Below are 19,808 nucleotides of genomic sequence, written 5' to 3'. Positions count from 1 at the left end.
CCCGCGCCCGGCCGGGCCAGGCCGTCAGTTCTCCACGTGAGGGCTGGTCAGGGCGGCGCCGAAGTAGCCCTTCATCCCGCCGGTGGTGATGCCGGCGCTCTTGCCGCACAGGTTGACCGAGCCGTCCGGCACGGGACCCGCTGCCGAGCCGCGGGCGACCCAGACGCAGCCGTCGGAGTTCTCGGTGGGGGCGCCGACGACCGTCTCGGCCTTTCCGTCCTTGGTGAGGTCGGCGAGGTGGACGGCGCTGCCGAACCCGTCTCCGGTCTCCGCGGCGCCCGGGACGCCCGCGGTGTCCTGGGTGTAGCCGGTGGCCCTGGCCGTCGTCAGGCCGGAGGCGGAGCCGCGCAGAAGGACGGCGGTGCCCGCCGAGGCGAGCGACCCGACGGCCTCCTCCGGGGAGCCGACCAGGACGTCGGCGTACCCGTCGCCGTCGACGTCGCCGACGCTCAGGGACTGGCCGAACCAGTCGCCCCACTCCGCGGTGCCGGGGACGCCCGCGGTGTCCTGGTGGAAGACCTTCGGCTGCTGCCCGGCGGTGATGCCCTGGGCGCCGCCGTAGAGGACCTGGATCTCGCCGTCGCGGTGAGCCGCGGGGGTCGGCGCGTTGAAGTGGGAGTCGTCGCCCGCGATGCCGGTGACCAGGTCGCCGTAGCCGTCGCCGTCGATGTCGCCGATCTGCCCCGCGTGGCCGTCGGCGTACGGCAGCTCCACGCCCCGGTTGACGAGCGGGTCTTCGGGGTCGGGGGCGCCCGCGTCGAGCGTCACCGGTCCGCGGATGTCGCCGTCGGTGGGACCGGCCAGGTAGAAGCGCTCGGCCCTGCCGTCGCCGTTCACGTCGCCCATGACCACGCCACGGGCGTTCTCACGCCATTCGAGATAGCGGGCGGCGGCCTGGCCGGTACGGGTGAAGGGGCCGCTGTAGGAGGCGGCGGTGCAGCCCGAACCGACGCCGACCTCCGGGGCGCCGTCGCCGTTCATGTCACCGGTGGCGATGGACATGCCGAACCGGCAATAGGTCATGCCCTCGCCGTACCCGGCCGGAGGGGAGATGTTCGCGCCGTCCCGCAGTCCGTCGGGCCCGCCCCACACCACGGTCACGGAACCCCGTGAGTCGACACCGTCGACGTCCTCGCCCGAGGCACCCACGAGCAGGTCGGCATAGCCGTCCCGGTCCAGGTCGGCGCTGGTCACCGTCCCGCCGAAGCGGTCGGACTCCTCGGCGGTGCCGGGGATCCCGGTGGTGCTCTGTGTGATGACCGTGCGGCGGGTGGTGCTCACCGACGACGCGGAGCCGTAGAGCACGACGACCGAACCGGCCTCCTCCACCGTGCCGTTGGCGGCTGCCGGAGCCCCGACGGCCAGGTCGCGGTAACCGTCACCGTTGAAGTCGTCCTGCACGGCCGCCGTGTTGGCGCCCTTGAAGGGGGCAGCCGCGGACGATGTCGTCGGGGGAAGGGCGACGGCGACGGAGGTGGTGAGCACGGCGGCGGCCATGACTGCTCTGCGCAACGGGACTCCTGGTCTCGATCAACCGATGTCCCCATGACCTGTGAACCGTACGGAAGGTTGTACGTCCGGGCGCGCCGGAGGAGACGGGGCAGGACTTGCTTCACCTCGGCGGAGATCACTGTCACGATCTTCGTGACGGGAACCACGCCCACGACCAGCGGAGCGCTCATGACGACGGACGACCGGACGACGGACGAGGCGGCGCGGGAGGCCGGAGTGGAGGTGCGGCCGGTCGCCGGGTACATCGGGGCCGAGATCGGCGGGGTCGATCTCGCGGCCGACCTCGACGACGCGGTGGTCGCCGCGATCAGGGCGGCGGTGCTGCGGTGGAAGGTGGTGTTCTTCCGGGGGCAGCGGCTGGACCACGCCGGGCACGTGGCGTTCGCGCGCCGGTTCGGCCAGACCGTGGTGCTGCCCCGGCGGGGCAAGGCCTCGCCGCCGGACTTCCCCGAGATCGAGACCACCGCCGACCGGCTGGAGCTGGGCGGACGGTTCGGGATGGAGCACGACGAGTGGCTGCGCCGCCGCCGGCACACCCTGCTGCGCGGCTGGCACTGCGACCACGGTGCCCGCGTCGACCCTCCGGCGGCGACGATCCTGCGCGCCGAGACCGTGCCGCCCTACGGCGGCGACACCACCTGGTCCAACCTGGCGGCGGCGTACGCCGGACTCTCCGTGCCGCTGCGGCAGTTCGTCGACGGACTGCGGGCCGAGCACCGGCTCGGCGTCGGCTACCAGCCACGGCCCGGCGACGACGCGTACGTCCGGCACCTCCTCGACCGCCAGGTCGCCTCCCTGCACCCCCTGGTGCGCGTCCACCCCGAGACGGGCGAGCGGATCCTGTACGTCAACGGCTACTACGTCGAGCAGATCGCCGGCCTCTCCCGGCCCGAGAGCGCCGCGATCCTGGACATGCTGCTGGAGCAGGCGGTCCGGCCCGAGTACACGGTCCGCTTCCGCTGGGAGCCGGGCAGCGTGGCGTTCTGGGACAACCGCGCCACCATGCACCTCGCCCCCGGCGACACCGCCCACCTCGGCCATCCCCGGATCATGCACCGCGTGATGCTCGCCGGGGACGTGCCCGTCGGCGTGGACGGCACGGCATCGGAGCCGATCACCGGGACCGCGCCGGGCCGCTGGTGACCTCGCCCGGCGCGAGTGACGGCGGCACCGCCCGTCAGAAGCCCGGTCGCCATCCCAGCGCCGGGCCCAGCTTCGTCGCCATGTCGGTGAGGATCTGGACGTAGTCCTCGTGCTCGAAGGTGAAGGGCAGCGCGAACGCCACCTCCTCCACCTCCCCGAACGCCGCGTGCGCGTGGAGCCGTTCGGAGATCTCCGCCGAGGTGCCCACCAGGTCCGGAGCGAACAGCAGCCGCGCCGGGCCCTGCGGCGTGGCCGTGCGAGGGGCGCGCTGTGCCGCGTACTCCTCGTAGCGTGCGCGCTGCCCGGGCGAAGCGCTGTCCGTGGGGATGACGACCAGGCCCTGCGAGACCCGGGCCGCCTCGCCCTCGGGGTGGGCGGCGCGGAAGGCGCGGATCTGGGCGAGCTGGATCTCCGCGAAGTCGTAGGGCCCCTCGGGCTCTTCGGCCTTGACGACACTGCTGGTGAGGAGGTTCATGCCGTGCTCGCCCGCCCACCGGGCCGACCGCAGGCTGCCGCCGCCGTACCAGAGGCGGCGGCCCAAGCCCGGGGAGTGCGGCTGCACTCGGTCCGAGAAGACCTCGAAGCCCTCGACCCCGCTGAAGTCCGTCACCGGCTCGCCCCGCACGGCGGCGAGCAGCCGCTCCACGCGCCCGTAGCCGAAGTCCTCGGCATCGGCCGTGTCCGGGTAGAGCGCGCCCTTGACCCGGTCGGCGTGCATGGGCGGGCCCACGCTCACGCCAGGGTTGAGCCGGCCGCCCGACAGCAGGTCGACCGTGGCGAGGTCCTCGGCCAGCCGCAGCGGGTTCTCCCAGCCGAGCGGGGTGACCGCCGTGCCCAGCTCGATACGGCGGGTGCGCTGGGACGCCGCGGACAGGACGGCGACCGGGGAGGAGATGCCGTACTGCAGATGCCGGTGACGCACCCACGCGCTGTCGAAACCGAGCCGTTCGCCCAGCTCGATGATCTCCAGGGTGGACTCGTGGCCCCGGCGCGGGTCGGCCGCGTCGAACAGCCCGATGGTCAGGAATCCCAGCTTGCGCAGCGGTCGTGGGGTCGGCGGCACGAGCCCTCCATCATTGAACCTTCAATGGCCTGTGGTGGTGCCAACCCGGCGAAGGCCCGCGCTGTTCCCGTTCCACCCGTCAGCGCAGCGGAATCGTCACCTCGTCCTCGACCGGCGGGTCGACCTCCTGGGCGCTGTTGCCGGTGGCCGCGTAGCAGCGCAGCCGGACCGACTCCGGGGAGACGTCCAGACGCAGGAAGCACTTGAAGAACGGCGGGCTGTACGTCGCCGAGCCCGGCGAGAACAGCGACGTGTAGATCTTCCGCACGGGCAGCCGGAACCGCTTCGCCTTGTCGGGGCGGCGGCCGGTGCCGAGCAGCCCCGCGACCAGGCGGACGCGCCGGGTGACGCGGGTCGAGGCGCCCGGGGCCCGCGTGGGCTTGATGCCGAGACGCTCGGCGATCACGGCCGTCGCCTCGGCCTCGGTGAGCGTGAAGAAGCGGCGCATCCGCAGCCGGCGGCCGTAGAGCCGGCTGTAGAAGGCCAGGGAGTCGCCGCGCAGCGGGTAGCAGCGGAAGTCCTGCTCCTGGACGCCCGCGACGTTGACGCGGGGGATCGTGTGGGTGGCGTGCATGAACGCGCCGCCCCCGCCCGCGACGACGTACTGGAGTGTGCGGCCGTCGTCCAGCCGGACCGGGTAACGCTGGTAGTTGTGGATGTCGCCGCCGATCGCCGCCACGTAGTGGTGGTCCGGGTCGCGGACGACGGCGTCGACGGTCCCGCCCCCTTCGATCGCGCACGGCTCGCACCGGCCGTCCACGTACAGGGGCGAGCCGGTGACCAGGATCTTCGGGCGGGGCCCCCGGGAGACCTCGCGCAGCCAGGCGCCCTGCTCGGCGTCGAGGGTGCCGAGCAGACCCGTGTCGATGCCGATGATCCGCACCGGCCCGGCGTCGATCGCCCAGTACGGGCCCGGCTGCACGGCCTGTTGGGCGGGGGCGGAGCGTTGCTCGCGTGCCTCGGCGAGGCGCCGGCCGTCCTCCGGGTCCGGCCGGTGCCACAGCAGCGACCGCAGCCAGGCCCGGGTGAGGGGGCGCGGCCGGGGTTCGGGCGGCAGGGGCGGGGCGTCGTCGCAGAAGACGCGCATGAAGCCGCCGAGGTCCTCGTACCAGTCGTGGTTGCCGGGTATCGCGTAGATCGGCGCCCGGTAGTCCCGGTAGGGGCGGAAGAACTTGGTGTCGTAGTCGTCCGCACTGCCCACCGGGTAGATCACGTCACTGGCCAGCACGGCGAAGCGGGTGTCCTGACCGGTCCTCAGAAGCCCCGGCACGACGGCGTACTGGGGGTCGTCGCCCTCGCCGGTGTCGCCGATGACCAGGAACGAGAACCGGTCCGGGTCGTCGCGCCGGATCACCTTGTCGGCCGGCGCCCCGGAGGCCGCCCGCTGCGCCACCCACCGGCTGCGCGTCCCGCCGGTCGGGTCCCCGAACCAGGAGGCGAGCACGCCGTTGCGGGCGATCCACAGCATCCTGGGGTTCAGCCAGGAGATCTTCTCGGCCTTCGGGGGCATCAACCGCTGGTACGCGCCTCGTTCGGTGGTGCCCCAGCCGGCGCCTTCGGCGGTATCGCGTGAGGAGTCAGACACCGGTGCACCGTAACAAGGGGCTCATGACCCGCCCGTGGGCGGGCTGTTCACCGTTCGCGTCCGGACGAGGCCGCCGCCCGCCGGGAAGGGCGCTTGCTGGCCGGGGAGTTGAGGGCCGGGGAGTCCGGCCGGGAAGCGGAGGACCGCTCGCCCAGCACCAGCAGCGGATCGAACATCACCACGACCCCGGCCAGCAGCAGGAAGACGACCGGCCCCAGCAGCATCGGCAGCAGCAGGGACATGGGTGAGTCGCCCTCCCAGGTCCCGCCGGTCATGTCGTGCACATGGACGCTGACCGCGGCCATCCCCGTGTAGTGCATCCCGGACACCGCCACGCCCATCACCAGGCTCGCCCCGAGGCTCGTCAGGAAGCCGCGGATGGTGACGGCCGACCACAGCGCCGCCGTCGCGGCACCGATGGCGATCAGCACGGACAGCGCGACACCGACCGGGTCGTAACCGACCTCGCCGTTCAGCCGCATCGCCGCCATGCCGAGGTAGTGCATACCCGCCACGCCCAGGCCGGTGACCGCGCCCGCGACCGCCAGCGTGACGCCGCCCGTGCCGCGGAAGCCGACGATGAACACCCCGACACCCACCACGGCGACGGCCACGACGAGACTGAGCACCGTCGTGGCCGCGTCGTACCGGACCCGGGTCTCCTCCACGTGGAAGCCGATCATGGCGATGAAGTGCATCGTCCAGATGCCGCATCCGATGGAGGCGGCGCCTAACGCAAGCCAGCCCGCCCTGAAGGAACGTGCGTCGAGCAGCGAGCGCACGATGCACCGCAGCCCCAGCGCCCCTCCCAGACAGGCCATCAGATAGGCCGCCACCGGAGTCACCGCACCGTAGCGGAACCCGTCGACCGTGCCGTCCATGAGCCAACTCCCCCCGAGTCATGGCTGGTTTCCAGCAAGGTCTACGCGCAGGGATCGGGGGATAGCAAGCCCTTACCGCCGGTAGGCGGGCAACTCCTCTTCAGCAGATCCCGATTGGGGTCAGAATGTGCGCTTCAGCAGGTCGAGCAGCGCCGACCAGTGCCGCTCGGCGCCCTCCTGGTGGTACGAGGCGGTGTCGGCCTGCGTGAAACCGTGGGGCGCTCCCGTGTACACCTCGCACCGGTGGCGTACGCCCGCCGCCGTCAGAGCCTCCTCCAGGCGCTCGATCTGCTCCTCGGGCAGCGAGGGGTCCTGGTCGGCGTGGCCGAAGTACAGCTCGGCGGTGACCTTGCCGGCCACCAGGTGGGGGCTGTCCGGGGTGTCCGTGGCCAGCCGTCCGCCGTGGAAGCCGGCCGCGGCCGCGACCCGCTCCGGATAGGTGCCCGCGGTGAGCAGCGAGAGCCGGGCGCCCATGCAGTAGCCGGTCAGAGCGACCGGGCCGTCAACGACGGCCGGGGAACCGGCCAGCCAGCTCAGATACGCACCGGCGTCTCGCATCGCCAGGTCGGGCGTCAGGGCCTGCATGATCGGCACGATGCGCTCGAAGATCTCCGGCCGCGCCCCCGGGTCGATGAACTCGGGCAGGTCGAACAGCGGGGCGCGGCCGTGCCGGTAGAACACGTTCGGCACCAGCACCGTGTAGCCCTCGGCGGCCAGCCGGTCCGCCATGGACCGCAGCTGCGGACGCAGGCCGAAGGCGTCCATGAAGAGCAGGACCGCCGGGTGGGCGGCCCCGTCGGCGGGGTGGGCCAGATACGCGTCGGCGGTGCCGTCCTCGGTGGGGATGTCGACAGCGGTTCCCTGTACGGCGGTCATGGCTGGGCTGCCTCTCTGCGGGGGTGGGGACCAGGAACCCGTCCGCGTGACCGGGCGGATCACGGGCATCGTGACACGCCCGTTCCCGGGGCATTTCGCCCGCCCCCGTCACGTGGTTGAACCGTGAACGGCCCTTGGTTCGCGTTTTACTCGAACCGCGACGGGTCGCCCGCGCCGTGCCGCACGATCTCGGCCTCCCCGCCGGAGAAGTCGACGACCGTCGTCGGCTCCGTCCCGCAGTCACCGGAGTCGACCACCCCGTCCAGCACGTGGTCGAGCAGGTCCTTGATCTCCCAGCCCTGCGTCATCGGCTCCTCCTCGCCGGGCAGCAGCAGCGTGCTGGACAGCAGCGGCTCCCCCAGCTCGGCGAGCAGGGCCTGCGTGACGACGTGGTCGGGGATGCGCACACCGACCGTCTTCTTCTTGGGGTGCTGCAGTACGCGCGGCACCTCCTTCGTCGCGGGCAGGATGAACGTGTAGCTGCCGGGCGTCGACGCCTTGATCGCGCGGAACACGTCGTTGTCGATCCGCACGAACTGACCCAGCTGGGCGAAGTCCTGGCACACGAGAGTGAAGTGGTGCCGGTCGTCCAGCTTGCGGATCGTACGGATCCGGTCGATGCCGTCACGACTGCCGAGGCGGCAGCCCAGTGCGTAACAGGAGTCCGTGGGGTAGGCGACAAGAGCGTCGGCGCGGATGCTGTCGGCGATCTGGCCGATGGTGCGGGCCTGGGGGTTGTCGGGGTGCACGTCGTAGTACTTCGCCATCCGCCGAGCTTATGCCGCCGGTACGGGTCGGCGGCGCAGGAGGGGGCCGGGCCCCGGGGACACGGGCCCCCGCCGTCCGGCGTCCGGGCCGGGAGGAGAGCCCTGCGGACGTGAGGTAACGTCCCCGACCGGTGTGCCGGAAGCGGCGCGAGGAGCGAGGGGAAGGCCCAGGTGACTGGCCGAGAGGACGGGAACCGGCAGCAGGAGACGCAGGCCGGCACGGGCCCGGCGTGGGCGGCCGAACTGCTGGAGCATCTGCGCCCGGCCGGTCGCGACGTCCGCAGAGTCGTCGCCTGGCTCTCCGGCGCCGTGGGCGCGACCGTCGCCCTGCAGGACGCCGCCGGGAACCTCGTCGCCGGAAACCGGCTCCCCCTGGACGCGGACCTGGTCGCCGACATCACCGCCGGCCGGATCGCCTCCGCGGCCTGGGAGAGCCGGGAGAGCCACCTGCGACTGGTCCGGGTGGAGCACCCGTCCCACGCGTGCGTGCTCGCCGTCTCCCGGCAGAGTCCCTTCGACCGGCGGGCCTTTGACATCGTCACCCACACCGCCCAAGTGATCGAGCTGCTGCTCACGGTGAGCGAGTCGAACGCGGCCGGGCACCGGCTGCGCCGGGCCACCGCCGACCTGCGCCTGGCGATCCTTCAGCTGCTCATGGTGGAGGACATCATCGCCGCCCGCCGCGTCGCCGCGGGGCTCTGGCCCGGCCTGCTCGACGCGGAGACGGCGAGCGTGTACGTCGTCGAGGCCGACCCCGCCGCACGCGACCGCGTCGCCGAGGAGTGCCTGGACAGCACCCGGGAGGACGCCCTGGTCGTCCGCTGCCCGGCCATGGACGGGCACGTGATCGTCGTCGGCCCCCGGGAGGCCACGGGCGACGCCCTGCGGTCCCTGGTCCGGCGGCACGCCGACCTCTTCCTCGGCGGCAGCGTCCGGCAGAGCCTCGCCCGGACCGCCACCGCCTACGGGCAGGCCGTCAGCGCCCTCGCCGTCGCACACTTCCGGCCCGACAAGACGGCCGTCTACGCCGAGCGCACCCACCCCGAACGCCTCATGGACCCGGTGGCGCTGCGCGGCTGGACGTCCCGGGTGCTGCGCCCGCTGGACACCCTGCCGCACCACACCCGCGCCGAACTCCTCGCCACCAGCCGGCTCGGCCTGGAGTTCACCGCCGTCAACGCCGCCAAGGTCCTCGGCGTCAGCCGCAACACCGTCCGCGCCCGCATGGAACGCGTCGAGACCCTGCTCGGCACCGACTTCACCGACCTCACGGCCCGGGCGGTCGTCCATCTGGCGCTCAACACCCAGATCGGCCTGCCCGACATCCCGCGCGCAGACGGCACCGAAGACCCCGGGCTGCGGCTCGCCGACCTGCTGTCCGGTCCCGCCGTACGCACCTGGGCGCAGGACCTGCTGGGCCGGCTGGACGCCGACACCAGGAACCCGCGCCGGACGCTGCGCACCTGGATCACCGCCGGCGGCAACGCCGAACGGGCCGCGCAGGCCCTCGGCGTGCACGCCCAGACCGTGCGCGAACACGTCCGCAGCGCCGAACCCGTCCTGGAACGCCAGCTCCTCGCCGCGGGCACCGACCTGTACGAGGTCGTGCTGGCGCACCTGGCCGTGGGCGACCTCGGTCTGCCGGAATTCCGGCGCCCCGCGTGAGCCGGTTCCCCGCCGGGACAACCGGTTGGCCGGGTCCGCGCGGGACGAAACCGGGCCATCCGGACTCAGCTGTGCACGGGTGAGCCCCGCTGAGCGTGCAGTGGGCATCGACACGGTTCACAAGGCCACGGCCCTGGACGTAGGTTCAACCAACAGCGGGGGCACGACCGGAACGGGGGACCGGTCGCGCTCCCGCGCGCTGCACTCACGCGGCGGCGCCCGCCGGTGCCGTCAGCCCCGCAGCCGCACCGGAATCTCCTGCCAGCCGATCGCGATGAACGACGGCACCTGCCGCAGACCCTCGTCGCCTTCGGCCAGGCGCAGGCCGGGGAACCGCTCGAACAGCGCCGGCAGCGCGGTCAGGGCCTCCAGCCGGGCCAGCGGCGCCCCGATGCAGCGGTGCACGCCGATCCCGAACGCCAGATGGTCGTCGGCGCCGCGCGCGGCATCGAACCGGTCGGCGTCCGGCCCGTAGTGCTCGGGATCGAGCCCCGCGGCGGCGTACGTCGTGATGATGGCGTCCCCGGCCGGGATCGTCACCCCGTCGACGACGAGGTCGGTCACGGCGAACCGCAGCGGCAGCGACGCGATCGACGGGTGCGCGCGCAGCGTCTCGTCGACGACGGCGTCCCAGCCGATCTCCCCGGACCGCACGGCCGCCAGCTGCCCCGGACTGCGGAGCAGGGCGACCACCGCGTTGCCGATCAGGTTCACCGTGGTCTCGAAACCGGCGCCGATCACCAGCAGGAGCGTGTAGAGCAGCTCCTCCTCGCTCAGCCGGTCACCGTCCTCGTCCCGGACCCGGATCAGCTCCGTCGTCATGTCGTCCCCGGGGTGCGCGGCCCGGTGCGCGATCAGCGCGGGGAACACCGTCCCGATCTGCCGCTGCACGGACGCCGCGTGCTCCGGGCTCGGGTCGGAGGTGTCCATGAGGGCCGCGATGAGCCGACCGGTGTCCTCCCGCAACTCGTCCGGCACGCCCATCAGTTCGCAGATCATCCGCATCGGCAGCGGATGCGCGAGCCCCGCCTTGACGTCGACGACGTCGCCGCCGGCCGCCTCCAGCGCGTCCAGCAGCTCCGCCGTGATCGCCTCCACCCGGGGCCGCATCGCCTCGGTGCGCCGGTGCGTGAAGCTGGGCGCGACCAGCTTGCGCAGCCGGGTGTGGTCCGGGCCGTACGTGGACAGCATGTTCACCACGCCGACCCAGCCCAGGATCCAGGCCCAGGACGGTTTCTCGGCGATCTCGGGCCACAGCCGCCAGTGCAGCCGCGGGTCCTTGCTGACCCGCGGGTCGAGGATGAGCTCCTTCAGCGTGCCGTACCGCGTGGGCGCCCAGGCGGGGATGCCGCCGGGCAGCTCCACGGGCACGACCGGGCCGAGAGCGCGCAACCGGGCGCTCTCGGCGGCGATGTCTGTGCCTAACGGGTCCAGGGCGATGCGGTCGGTCACGGTCACGGTCGTCCTCCAGGCTGGTCGGGGGAGCGGGGGCTGAAACGGACGGGCAGCGCCGTCAGCGAGCGGTGGAACGGGCCGGGCCGCCACGTCAGGCGCTCGCGCGGCAGCACGGGTTCGAGGTCGGGCAGCCACTGGGTGAGCCGTTCGATCGCCTCGGTGGCGATGAGCAGGGTGTGCTGCTTGACCGGGCAGGAGTGCGGGCCCGCCGACCAGGACAGGTGCGAGGCGTCGGACCGGTGCCGGGCCGCCCCGCGCTCCCGCTCGGCCGCCTCGGCGAGCGCCCCGTAGGAGATCACCACCGGCACCGCGGCCCTGATCCGGGCCCCGTGGAAGGAGACGGACGTACGGGCGTAGTGGATGCCGTAGTTGGCGAGCGGCGTCTCGTGGTGCAGGACCTCCAGCACCGCGTCCGTCACCGGGCGGGCGCCGCTGGTCAGCGTCGAGTAGTAGGCCGGGTTGCCGAGGATCCGGGACAGCGCGTTGGACACCAGGTTGGCCGTCGGCTCGTGCCCCGCGCCGAGGGTGAGGAACACCTGCCAGGTGACCTCCTCGGGAGTCAGCCCCGCCGGGTGGTCCAGCAGCCAGCTCGGCAGGTCGTCACCGCGCCGCTCGGTCTTGGCGGCGATCAGCTCCAGGACGTACCCGCCGAACTCGGCCTCGCCCCGCGCCGCCTGGGCGCCGCCCTCGATCAGCTTGCCCAGCGCGGCGTTCAGCCGGTCGCTCGCGCTGTCCGGCAGCCCGAACAGGCTGTTGAACACCAGCGCCATCAACGGCCGGGTGAACTCGCCCACCAGGTCGGCCTCGCCGCGCGGCCCGATCCGGCTCACCAGCAGGTGTACCGCCCGGTGCACCCGGGCCCGCAGATCGTGCGGCTCCACCAGGTCGAAGGCGTCGATGAGGGAGGTGCGGTAGCGCAGGTGGGCGCCCCCGTCGGCGAACAGGGTGTTGGGCCGCCAGCGCATCATGCCCAGCACCGGCGAGTCGTCGGGGACGGTCGCCTCCCACGGCCGGGGATCGTGCGAGAACGTCTCCGTGTCGTGCAGCAGGTCCAGCGCCGCCCGCCGGTCGGTGACGACGTACGCCGGGACACCGGGGGCGAGTTCCGCCCGGCCGACCGGGCCGTGGGCGCGCAGGGCGGCGTAGTAGGGGTGGGGGTCGCGGGCGAAGCCGTCCTCCCACAGGCGGACGGGCGCCGCGAGGGAGAAGGCCTGCTCGGCGGGGGACGGGTGGGTCACCGGGGCTCCGGGGGAGGGTTGTGGTCGATCAGGTGCTGCACCAGCGCGAGCAGGGCGTCGACCGACGAGTCCGCCTCCCGCGCGTCGCAGGTCACCATCGGGGTCGTGGGCTCCAGATCCAGGGCGGCGCGCAACTGCTCGGGCGTGTGGTGGCGGGGGGCGTCCGGGAAGCTGTTGAAGGCGACCGCGTACGGCAGTCCGGTCTCCTCCACCAGCCCCAGCACGTCGAACGAGGCGTCGATCCGGCGGGCGTCGACCAGCACGAGCGCGCCGAGCGCCCCGTAGGCGACGTCGTCCCACAGCGGCCGGAACCGCTCCTGGCCGGGCGTGCCGAACAGGTACAGCACGACGCCGCCCGGCAGGCTGATCCGGCCGAAGTCGATGGCGACCGTGGTGGTCGACTTGTCCCGTACGCCGGAGAGATCGTCGACCTGCGCGGACACCTCGGTGAGCTGCTCCTCCGTGTGCAGCGGGCGGATCTCGGACACGGAACGGATCAGGGTGGTCTTGCCCACCCCGAAAGGCCCCGTGATCAGGATCTTCACCAAGTCCTGGGCGGTGTCGGGCAGATGGACGTCCGCATCGCCGGGCCGGTCGTCAACGGTGCTTGAGGTCGCGGAGGCCATCGGCCACTCTCTTCAGCAGGTCGGGGTCGAAGCGCCGGGCCGGCGGGATCGGCGCACGGGCCAGTACCAGGTCGCGGTCGAGGAGGTCGGCGGCCAGCACCAGCACCGCGGAGACGGGCAGCCGCAGCAGGGCCGCGGCCTCCACCACCGTCAGCGACCCGTACTCCAGCTCCTCCAGCAGGGCCGCCTGGGCGGCGGGCAGTTCCGCGGGGGCCGCCGCACCGCTGCCCGTGAGGACGGACAGCCGCTCCAGATGGGCACGGCTGGGCCGCGCCACCCCGCCGGTCGACAGGTACGCGGGAACCAGGGGACGGCCGCCACGGCGGTCCGTCATGCCGGCGTGTCGCCGTCGGCACCTCGCGTCCCGGCGGCCATGGCCTTCTCGCCCAGCCGCGCCACCTGTGAGTGCACCCGGTGGGCGAGCAGGTCCAGTCGCACCTCGGGATCGCCGTACGCGGCGACGCAGGTGCCGTGGTCCGTCGGCACGATGAGCACGTAGCCGTGGTCAGACTCGATGACGACCTGCCGGATCTCGGCCCGGTCGGTGTCGGCGAACGCCGCCGCCGCGGTACGGCAGGCGCCCTGCACGGTGCTGGTGATCGCCGCGACCCGCTCGGCCGACGGCCGCGACAGCGCGTCGGTGTAGCCGGTGACGAGTCCGTCCCGGGTGAGCAGGGCGGCGGCCACGACGTGCGGCACCTCCAGGACCGGTTCGAGCACCCATGCCGTGTCCCCCGCTGCGCGGCTGGTCATCGAGCCGTTCCCCCTTCGTCGTCATTGTTGCCGGCGTTCTCGGACGCCGGGTCGGCCGTGGTCGCGGCCGGGGCACCCTCAGGTACGGCTGGGACGGCGCCGGTGTTCGACCCGGCGGCGAACCGCGCTGCCGCGGTGCCCGACTGGAGGGCACCGAGGGCGGCGGCGGACTCCTCAGGGCGGCGGGGGCGGCGCTGTGGCGCGCCTTCGGCCTCGGCGGGACCGGCCGGGGCCGTGGCGCGGCCCCGGCGGCGCCGCTGGGGGAGGCCGCCGCCCTCCCGCGGGCCGTGGTGGCCGGGGGCCGGGGCGTCTGCGTTCTGCTCCTTGCCGTAGCCGTGATCGTGATCGTGGCTTGCGGCGGAGGGAAGCGGCCCGGGCCTGCGCGGCGCGACGGCCGGCTCCGAGCCGGCCGAGTCGCCGGAGCCGTCAGAGCTGTCAGAGCCGTCTGCCGGGGCGGATTCGGGCGCGTGCGGCGGGACGGCTGGGGCGGGCGGGGGCGCCAGGAGGGCGTCGGACAGGCCAGGTCGCGGGGTGGGGTGCGGGCCTGATGAGCCGGATGGACCGGAGCGCGGCTCGGACGGACCGGACTGCGGAGTGGAGCGCGGCTCGGACGGAACGGGCTGCGGGGTGGGACGAGGCCCGGGCGGGCCAGGGTCCGGAACGTGGGACGCGTGGGACCTGCCGGAAACGCTCCCCGCGTCCCGCACGGCCGCCCTCCGGGTCGAACGCGGGGCGCTGGCCGCCGGAGGCAGTTCCTCGGGGTCGATCCGCGTCAGCAGATGACTGTCGACCCGCAGCACCGCCCGCACTCCGCCGTACGGCGACGGCGAGGTCAGGTCCACGCTCAGATCGAACTGCCGGGTCAGCTGGCCGACGGCCGCCAGCCCCATACGCGGCGGGTCGCCGAGCTCGGTCAGCAGGATCGGGTCCGAACCGGCGACCATCCGCTGGGCCCGGGCGCGCTCGTCCTGCGTCATGCCCAGACCGGCGTCGTCCACGGTGACGCACACCCCATGGTGGACCGCCTCCAGATTGACCACGACCTCCGTGTCGGGCGCGGAGTGCCGCAGCGCGTTGTCGAGGAGCTCGGCGACGATGATGGCGACCGGCTCGACGGCGTGGGACACCAGGGCCGTACCGGCCGCGAGGTGGTTGCTGACCCGGACACGCCGGTAGCCCGCGAGCCGGGCCTGACCCCCCGTCACCGCGTCCACCAGATGGGATTCCTCCCGGGCGAGCCCCACCCAGGCCCCGCACACCACCGCGGCGATCTGGGCGCGCCGCAGCGACTGCTCGTTCTCGTGGTCCAGCTCGAACAGGGTCTGGGCCAGCTCGGGGTCGTCGTAGCGCTGCTGCAGTCCGCGCAGGGCGTCCTGCAACCGGTAGAGCGCCGCCTGGATCTCCCGGGTTGCCCCGCGCATCCCCGCCTGCGCCGCCGCGTCGATCCGGGTGCGCTGCGCGGCCAGCTCGGCGTGCAGCCCCTTCAGGACCTGTTCCAGGGCGGCGCCCAGCGACGAACTGGCCAGCTGCGGGTTCAGCGGGCCGGGCTCGGTGACGTGGGAATGTGCGGCCTGCCGGGCCGCGGCGGGCACCCGCCGCGCCGCCAGATGCTCGACCTCGGAAGTGAACGCCCGTGACGTCCCGTCGAGTTGGGCCCGCAACGCGGCCGTCTTGGCGCGCTGCGCGGCCAGTTGCCGCCGTGAGCGCAGCAGACCGCCGCCGAGGGCGAACGCGGACAGTGTGCCGAGGGCCAGGGCGCCGACAGCCAGGTCCGGTACTTCGATCATCGAGTCGATTCCAGGAGGGAGTCGGGCAGGGTCGGGTCCGAGGTGCTCTGGCGAGCCACCCGCAGCACAGTACACACCGTCATCGACTGGTCTCGCACGGTGTCACGCCACTTCGTTCCGAAAGTGACCGGTGTCTGGGGGCTTCCGAGACAACTGTCTGAATTGCCTTAGAGGGTAGGGGAGTTGGTGGTGCGTGCGGGTCTGACCGGCCGGGGCTCGCGACGGTGACCAGGTCGTCACCCCTCGTGACCGGAACCGGCTGTGTGCCCCACAGCAGCAGGGGTACCCGTCCAGCGCCTGAAGAGGGTCCGCTCCGCGAGAAGGAGGCCCGCATGAGCAGTGGATCGGAGACCGGCGGTGTGACCGGTACGCAGGACAAGGACTACAACCTGATCTGGTATGTCGAGGCGTGCCTGAGCAATGCCCTGCGCCTGGAGAGCTACATCCAGGACGCCGAGCGCGCCAAGGACACCGAGGTCGCGGACCTGTTCCGCAAGGCCCAGGCGGACAGCCGCAAGGGTGCCGAACTGGGGAAGGGACTGCTGCGCGCACGCCTCGACGGAGGCTGAGCTTCACCGGCCCCGAAGGCCCGAACCCGGTGGGGTCCGGGCCTGAACCGTGTCAGAGCATCAGAGCCGGAACATCTCGCCGACCCGCTCGGCGAGTTCGTCCTCCGTCAGCGTGCCGTCCACGGTGACGGCGGGCAGCCCCAGGCGCGCGGTCTCCTCGTGCAGTCGCTCGGTGAACAGGGCGTCCCGGACGGCGATGTTGTGCTCTGCCCGGAGCGGGTCACCGGTCCGCTGCGTGAAACTCCCCTCGGATGCGGCACGGCTCCTGAACGCGGCCTGGCGGAATTCCGGTGTGGGAAGCAGCCAGACGGCCTGTCCGGGCTCGGTGAGCAGTGGCTCCACCAGGTGCGGCAGCAGGCGGAATCCCTCGACCACGACAGGCGTCTGCCTGGGCATCCGCGCGAGATCCTCGACGATCAGGCCGAAGGCCTCGCCCCGGAACCAGTGGAACGTGTCGAGCATGGTCCGGGGGGACCGGTGGACCCATCGTTCGTCCATGTCCATGGCCATGAACGCGTGCAGGAGGGGTGCCTCCGCGGCAGTGGTCCGGCGCGCGTGATCCGCCATCACGTCGTCGGTCGCGTAGAGACGCCAGCCATGCCGGACGGCCAGCCGACGGGCGATCGTGGACTTGCCCGCGCCGCTCCCGCCCCCGATCCAGTAGACGTGCCGCACGCTAGTCCCTCTCCTGTGGTCCGGCCCGGTTGTCAGTGGCGGATGCCACGATGCCGGCAGTTCACCATCGCATCCCCGGGGGAGAGGAGTTGACCGTGCGCAGGCCGGTCGAAGGAGACGTCCATGTGCACTACGGGCAGATCTACGTCCAGAGCGACCCGGACAGCTACGGGCCGGGTCTGGACGAGGCGTTCGCCGGGCAGAGCGCGGGGCTGTGCGGGGCGGCGACAGCGGGAGCCCTCTGGCTGAACACCGGCCTGCACACCGGCGAGGTCGGCTTCACCGTCGAGGTGCACGACCACGCCCCACCGCTGGAGTCGTCCTGGGAGGACGTGGTCGAGGTGTCCTTCCGCCCGGCCTCGGCGGACAGCGCGCTCGTGGAGTGGGCGGGGGAGGACTCCTGGGACCTGGGGCTCGACGAGACCGACTACCGGGTGCGCTACTGCGCCACGGGCATGGACCGGGCCCGCGCGGCGGACACCCGCACGGCCGAAGAGCCGCAACTGGACCGCTACCTCCTGCAGTTCTGGCCCGCCCCGCCCGAGCCGGACCGCGTCCTGAAGGAGACCTCGCGCACCGCCGCCCACTGGCACGGCTACGCCCGTGACCTGCCGCCCCCGCCCACCCCCGCCGAGAGAGCCGAAGCCGAACGCCGGGCCCGCCTCGCACAGGAGACGGCGGAACGGGAACGCAGGCTCGCCCGCGAACGCCGGGAGTGGGGCGGCCGGCTGCCCAGCGACGCTCTGCGCACCGTCGGCGGCAACGTCTCGGGGCTGCGCGACTTCGACCCCGGCCTGCTGCACGCCCTCGACGCCGCGGGCCCCGCCGCCCAGCGCGCCGTGGCCCTGCTGGCAGCCCGCCGGGCCTGTGAGGTGGCCGGGCTCACCGCCCTCGACTGGGTCACCGGCGCGCTCACGGCCCTGGCCGAAGGCCGCCCGCTGCCCCCGCCCTTCGACGACGACGACGCCCGCATGTGGCACACCCTCGCCTCCGACCCGGCCTGCCCGGACCGGACCGTCGGCCGGGCGGTCCCGCCCGAACGGCCGCCCTCCCAGGACTCGTCGTCGCCGGGCACGGGTGCCCTGTCGCCCCAGGAGGCGGCAACGCTGGTGGTGGGCCCTGCGAGGGCCGTCGCGCGACAGTCGAGCCCGCCGCCGGCCTCGGATCCCGCTGCCGCAGGGCAGTCGAGCCCGCCGCCGCTCCCGGATCCCGGCCGGTACGGCCTGTTCGTCAGCTTCGGACCGCCGGATCCGTCCCTGCGGATCTCGCAACCGCACGCGGCCCTCCCCGCCGTGACCGGCGCCGCCGCACGCGACCCGCTCCGGGCTGCCGTGGACGCGGTGTACGCGGCCGTCGTCACCCACGGCGAGGACTGGCCCGCCCTCCTCGCGGAAATGGCCTCCCTCTGCCGGGAAGGGCCCGCCCGGTCACCCGGACGTGAGTGACCCCGCCCCTCCGGGTACCCGGCCCGTCCCGCCAGGACCGGCCGGGCGGTCGCGCACGGCACCGGCCCGGCCGGCCGCCGGTCACGAGCCGAAGGAGCCCACGCACATGACGGACGTATCCGGTACCGGCCCCGCTCCGGGCGACGACCGCAAGGTACTCACCAACCGCCAGGGCCATCCGGTCTACGACAACCAGAACCAGCGCACCGTGGGCGCCCGCGGCCCCGCCACGCTGGAGAACTACCAGCTCCTGGAGAAGATCAGCCACTTCGACCGGGAGCGCATCCCCGAGCGCGTCGTGCACGCCCGCGGCGTCACCGCCTACGGTCACTTCGAGGCCTACGGCACCTGGGGCGACGAGCCCGTCAGCCGCTACACCCGGGCCAGGCTCTTCCAGGAGCGCGGCAAGCGCACGGATGTCGCCGTCCGCTTCTCCACCGTCATCGGCGGCCGCGACTCCTCCGAGGCCGCCCGGGACCCGCGTGGTTTCGCCGTCAAGTTCTACACCGAGGACGGCAACTGGGACCTGGTCGGCAACAACCTGGGTGTCTTCTTCATCCGCGACGCCATCAAGTTCCCGGACGTCATCCACGCCCTCAAGCCGGACCCGGTGACGTTCGAACAGCAGCCGGGGCGCATCTTCGACTTCATGTCGCAGACGCCCGAGGCGATGCACATGCTGGTCAACCTGTTCAGCCCGCGCGGCATCCCCGCCGACTACCGCCACATGCAGGGCTTCGGCGTCAACACGTACAAGTGGGTGAACGCCGAGGGCGACACCAAGCTGGTCAAGTACCACTGGATGCCCAGACAGGGCGTGCGCAGCATGACCGAGGAGGACGCGGCCAACGTCCAGGCCGACACCCTCGGCCACGCCACCAAGGACCTGTACGAGGCGGTCGCCCGCGGTGACCACCCGGAGTGGGAGCTGCTCGTCCAGATGATGGACGACCACGACCACCCGGACCTCGACTTCGACCCCCTGGACGACACCAAGACCTGGCCCGAGCAGGACTTCCCGCCGAAGCCGGTGGGCCGGATGGTGCTCGACAGGATGCCGCGGGACTTCTTCGCCGAGAACGAGCAGATCTCCTTCGGCACCGGCGTTCTCGTCGACGGCCTGGACTTCTCCGACGACAAGATGCTCATCGGCCGGACCTTCTCCTACAGCGACACCCAGCGCTACCGGGTCGGCGCCAACTACCTGCAGCTCCCCGTCAACCAGGCCAAGAACGCGGACGTGCGCACCAACCAGCGCGACGGCCAGATGGCCTACCACGTGGACGGCGGGGGCGAGAACCCGCACGTCAACTACGAGCCGTCGATCACCGGCGGTCTGCGCGAGGCCCGGTACCCGACCCACGACGAGCAGGGTCCCGAGATCACCGGCCGGCTCACCCGCAAGCGCATCCCCCGCACCAACGACTACCTCCAGGCCGGACAGCGCTATCTGCTGCTGGAGGACTGGGAGCGCGACGACCTGGTGAAGAACCTCATCGGTCAACTGTCCCAGTGCGCCCGGGCGATCCAGGAGCGCATGGTCTGGCACTTCCTGCTCGTCGAGAACGACCTCGGCCTGCGGGTGGGCGAGGCACTCGGCATCGGCCCGGAGGACGTGGCCGGACTGGAGCCGCTGGCCGGCCAGGACCTCACGGACGAGGATCGCGAACGCCTCGCCCACCTCGGCAAGAACGAGCCGCGCGACGTGGAGGGCCTCACGATGACCCACTGCGTCCCCGACGAGCGGCACGTCGTGACCCGCTGACGG

General features: G+C 72.9%; 18 protein-coding genes. 5 read left to right on the top strand and 13 right to left on the bottom strand.

Annotated elements, in window-relative coordinates:
- Positions 1-24: 24 nt before the first annotated feature.
- On the bottom strand, positions 25-1,512 hold the full coding sequence (locus RFN52_RS01815) for an FG-GAP-like repeat-containing protein (protein ID WP_229856994.1): 1,488 nt from the start codon (positions 1,510-1,512) through the stop codon (positions 25-27).
- Between the two features lie 168 nt (positions 1,513-1,680).
- On the opposite strand from RFN52_RS01815, the gene RFN52_RS01810 reads away from it, so the two are divergent.
- Positions 1,681-2,655, top strand: a complete 975-nt coding sequence (locus RFN52_RS01810; RefSeq protein ID WP_184854417.1) for a TauD/TfdA dioxygenase family protein — start codon at positions 1,681-1,683, stop codon at positions 2,653-2,655.
- A gap of 34 nt (positions 2,656-2,689) precedes the next feature.
- Here RFN52_RS01810 and RFN52_RS01805 read toward each other — a convergent pair whose 3' ends face one another.
- The 5 genes from RFN52_RS01805 to RFN52_RS01785 form a co-directional block, all read right to left on the bottom strand.
- On the bottom strand, positions 2,690-3,718 hold the full coding sequence (locus RFN52_RS01805; protein ID WP_184854418.1) for an LLM class flavin-dependent oxidoreductase: 1,029 nt from the start codon (positions 3,716-3,718) through the stop codon (positions 2,690-2,692).
- A gap of 79 nt (positions 3,719-3,797) precedes the next feature.
- Entirely contained in the window at positions 3,798-5,303 is a 1,506-nt protein-coding gene (locus RFN52_RS01800) for a metallophosphoesterase family protein (protein WP_184854419.1), read from the bottom strand.
- Positions 5,304-5,350: 47 nt separating this feature from the next.
- On the bottom strand, positions 5,351-6,184 hold the full coding sequence (locus tag RFN52_RS01795) for an MHYT domain-containing protein (RefSeq protein WP_184854420.1): 834 nt from the start codon (positions 6,182-6,184) through the stop codon (positions 5,351-5,353).
- A gap of 120 nt (positions 6,185-6,304) precedes the next feature.
- The gene (locus RFN52_RS01790) at positions 6,305-7,060 is read right to left on the bottom strand and encodes a dienelactone hydrolase family protein (RefSeq protein WP_184854421.1); all 756 of its coding nucleotides are present in this window, start codon (positions 7,058-7,060) and stop codon (positions 6,305-6,307) included.
- 146 nt (positions 7,061-7,206) lie between these two features.
- The gene (locus tag RFN52_RS01785; RefSeq protein WP_062924872.1) at positions 7,207-7,827 is read right to left on the bottom strand and encodes an L-threonylcarbamoyladenylate synthase; all 621 of its coding nucleotides are present in this window, start codon (positions 7,825-7,827) and stop codon (positions 7,207-7,209) included.
- A 171-nt stretch (positions 7,828-7,998) separates the two neighbouring features.
- Here RFN52_RS01785 and RFN52_RS01780 point away from each other — a divergent pair, with 171 nt between their 5' ends.
- Entirely contained in the window at positions 7,999-9,492 is a 1,494-nt protein-coding gene (locus RFN52_RS01780) for a helix-turn-helix domain-containing protein (protein WP_184854422.1), read from the top strand.
- Between the two features lie 231 nt (positions 9,493-9,723).
- Here the strand turns inward: RFN52_RS01780 and RFN52_RS01775 are convergent, their stop codons facing one another.
- The 6 genes from RFN52_RS01775 to RFN52_RS01750 are packed head-to-tail and all read right to left on the bottom strand — an operon-like array spanning position 9,724 to position 15,351.
- A complete protein-coding gene (locus tag RFN52_RS01775; protein ID WP_184854423.1) occupies positions 9,724-10,950 on the bottom strand; it encodes a cytochrome P450 family protein in 1,227 nt (408 codons plus the stop codon).
- Positions 10,947-12,185 carry a cytochrome P450 family protein gene (locus tag RFN52_RS01770; protein ID WP_184854424.1) on the bottom strand — a complete coding sequence of 413 codons (1,239 nt, stop codon included), beginning with the start codon at positions 12,183-12,185 and terminating at the stop codon, positions 10,947-10,949. Before RFN52_RS01770 ends, RFN52_RS01775 begins: the two co-directional genes overlap by 4 nt.
- On the bottom strand, positions 12,182-12,811 hold the full coding sequence (locus tag RFN52_RS01765; protein ID WP_184854425.1) for a GTP-binding protein: 630 nt from the start codon (positions 12,809-12,811) through the stop codon (positions 12,182-12,184). The genes RFN52_RS01770 and RFN52_RS01765 overlap by 4 nt, the downstream gene beginning before the upstream one ends.
- The gene (locus RFN52_RS01760) at positions 12,783-13,145 is read right to left on the bottom strand and encodes a DUF742 domain-containing protein (protein ID WP_184854426.1); all 363 of its coding nucleotides are present in this window, start codon (positions 13,143-13,145) and stop codon (positions 12,783-12,785) included. Before RFN52_RS01760 ends, RFN52_RS01765 begins: the two co-directional genes overlap by 29 nt.
- Complete coding sequence (locus RFN52_RS01755) at positions 13,142-13,564, bottom strand: roadblock/LC7 domain-containing protein (protein ID WP_184854427.1); 423 nt, start codon at positions 13,562-13,564, stop codon at positions 13,142-13,144. Before RFN52_RS01755 ends, RFN52_RS01760 begins: the two co-directional genes overlap by 4 nt.
- Entirely contained in the window at positions 13,561-15,351 is a 1,791-nt protein-coding gene (locus tag RFN52_RS01750; RefSeq protein ID WP_184854428.1) for an ATP-binding protein, read from the bottom strand. The genes RFN52_RS01755 and RFN52_RS01750 overlap by 4 nt, the downstream gene beginning before the upstream one ends.
- A 332-nt stretch (positions 15,352-15,683) precedes the next feature.
- On the opposite strand from RFN52_RS01750, the gene RFN52_RS01745 reads away from it, so the two are divergent.
- A complete protein-coding gene (locus RFN52_RS01745) occupies positions 15,684-15,920 on the top strand; it encodes a hypothetical protein (RefSeq protein WP_184854429.1) in 237 nt (78 codons plus the stop codon).
- A 60-nt stretch (positions 15,921-15,980) separates the two neighbouring features.
- On the opposite strand, the gene RFN52_RS01740 is transcribed toward RFN52_RS01745, so the two are convergent.
- Positions 15,981-16,595, bottom strand: a complete 615-nt coding sequence (locus tag RFN52_RS01740) for a hypothetical protein (RefSeq protein WP_311240866.1) — start codon at positions 16,593-16,595, stop codon at positions 15,981-15,983.
- A 95-nt stretch (positions 16,596-16,690) separates the two neighbouring features.
- On the opposite strand from RFN52_RS01740, the gene RFN52_RS01735 reads away from it, so the two are divergent.
- Positions 16,691-18,040 (top strand): hypothetical protein, encoded by a 1,350-nt coding sequence (locus RFN52_RS01735; protein WP_311240865.1) that lies wholly within the window; start codon positions 16,691-16,693, stop codon positions 18,038-18,040.
- Between the two features lie 106 nt (positions 18,041-18,146).
- On the top strand, positions 18,147-19,805 hold the full coding sequence (locus tag RFN52_RS01730) for a catalase (RefSeq protein WP_184854431.1): 1,659 nt from the start codon (positions 18,147-18,149) through the stop codon (positions 19,803-19,805).
- The last annotated feature ends 3 nt before the right edge of the window (positions 19,806-19,808 follow it).

It is taken from the genome of Streptomyces collinus (assembly GCF_031348265.1).
Taxonomy (GTDB): domain Bacteria; phylum Actinomycetota; class Actinomycetes; order Streptomycetales; family Streptomycetaceae; genus Streptomyces; species Streptomyces collinus.
Note: the sequence above shows the minus strand (reverse complement) of the source record. Positions and strands in the feature narration are given on the sequence as shown.

Bases quoted from the DNA above. Each gene is read 5' to 3' on its own strand.
- RFN52_RS01795 (WP_184854420.1), bottom strand. From the start codon at position 6,184: ATGGACGGCACGGTCGACGGGTTCCGCTACGGTGCGGTGACTCCGGTG.
- RFN52_RS01730 (WP_184854431.1), top strand. From the start codon at position 18,147: ATGACGGACGTATCCGGTACCGGCCCCGCTCCGGGCGACGACCGCAAG.
- RFN52_RS01810 (WP_184854417.1), top strand. From the start codon at position 1,681: ATGACGACGGACGACCGGACGACGGACGAGGCGGCGCGGGAGGCCGGA.
- RFN52_RS01785 (WP_062924872.1), bottom strand. From the start codon at position 7,827: ATGGCGAAGTACTACGACGTGCACCCCGACAACCCCCAGGCCCGCACC.
- RFN52_RS01790 (WP_184854421.1), bottom strand. From the start codon at position 7,060: ATGACCGCCGTACAGGGAACCGCTGTCGACATCCCCACCGAGGACGGC.
- RFN52_RS01765 (WP_184854425.1), bottom strand. From the start codon at position 12,811: ATGGCCTCCGCGACCTCAAGCACCGTTGACGACCGGCCCGGCGATGCG.
- RFN52_RS01750 (WP_184854428.1), bottom strand. From the start codon at position 15,351: ATGATCGAAGTACCGGACCTGGCTGTCGGCGCCCTGGCCCTCGGCACA.
- RFN52_RS01745 (WP_184854429.1), top strand. From the start codon at position 15,684: ATGAGCAGTGGATCGGAGACCGGCGGTGTGACCGGTACGCAGGACAAG.
- RFN52_RS01760 (WP_184854426.1), bottom strand. From the start codon at position 13,145: ATGACGGACCGCCGTGGCGGCCGTCCCCTGGTTCCCGCGTACCTGTCG.
- RFN52_RS01755 (WP_184854427.1), bottom strand. From the start codon at position 13,564: ATGACCAGCCGCGCAGCGGGGGACACGGCATGGGTGCTCGAACCGGTC.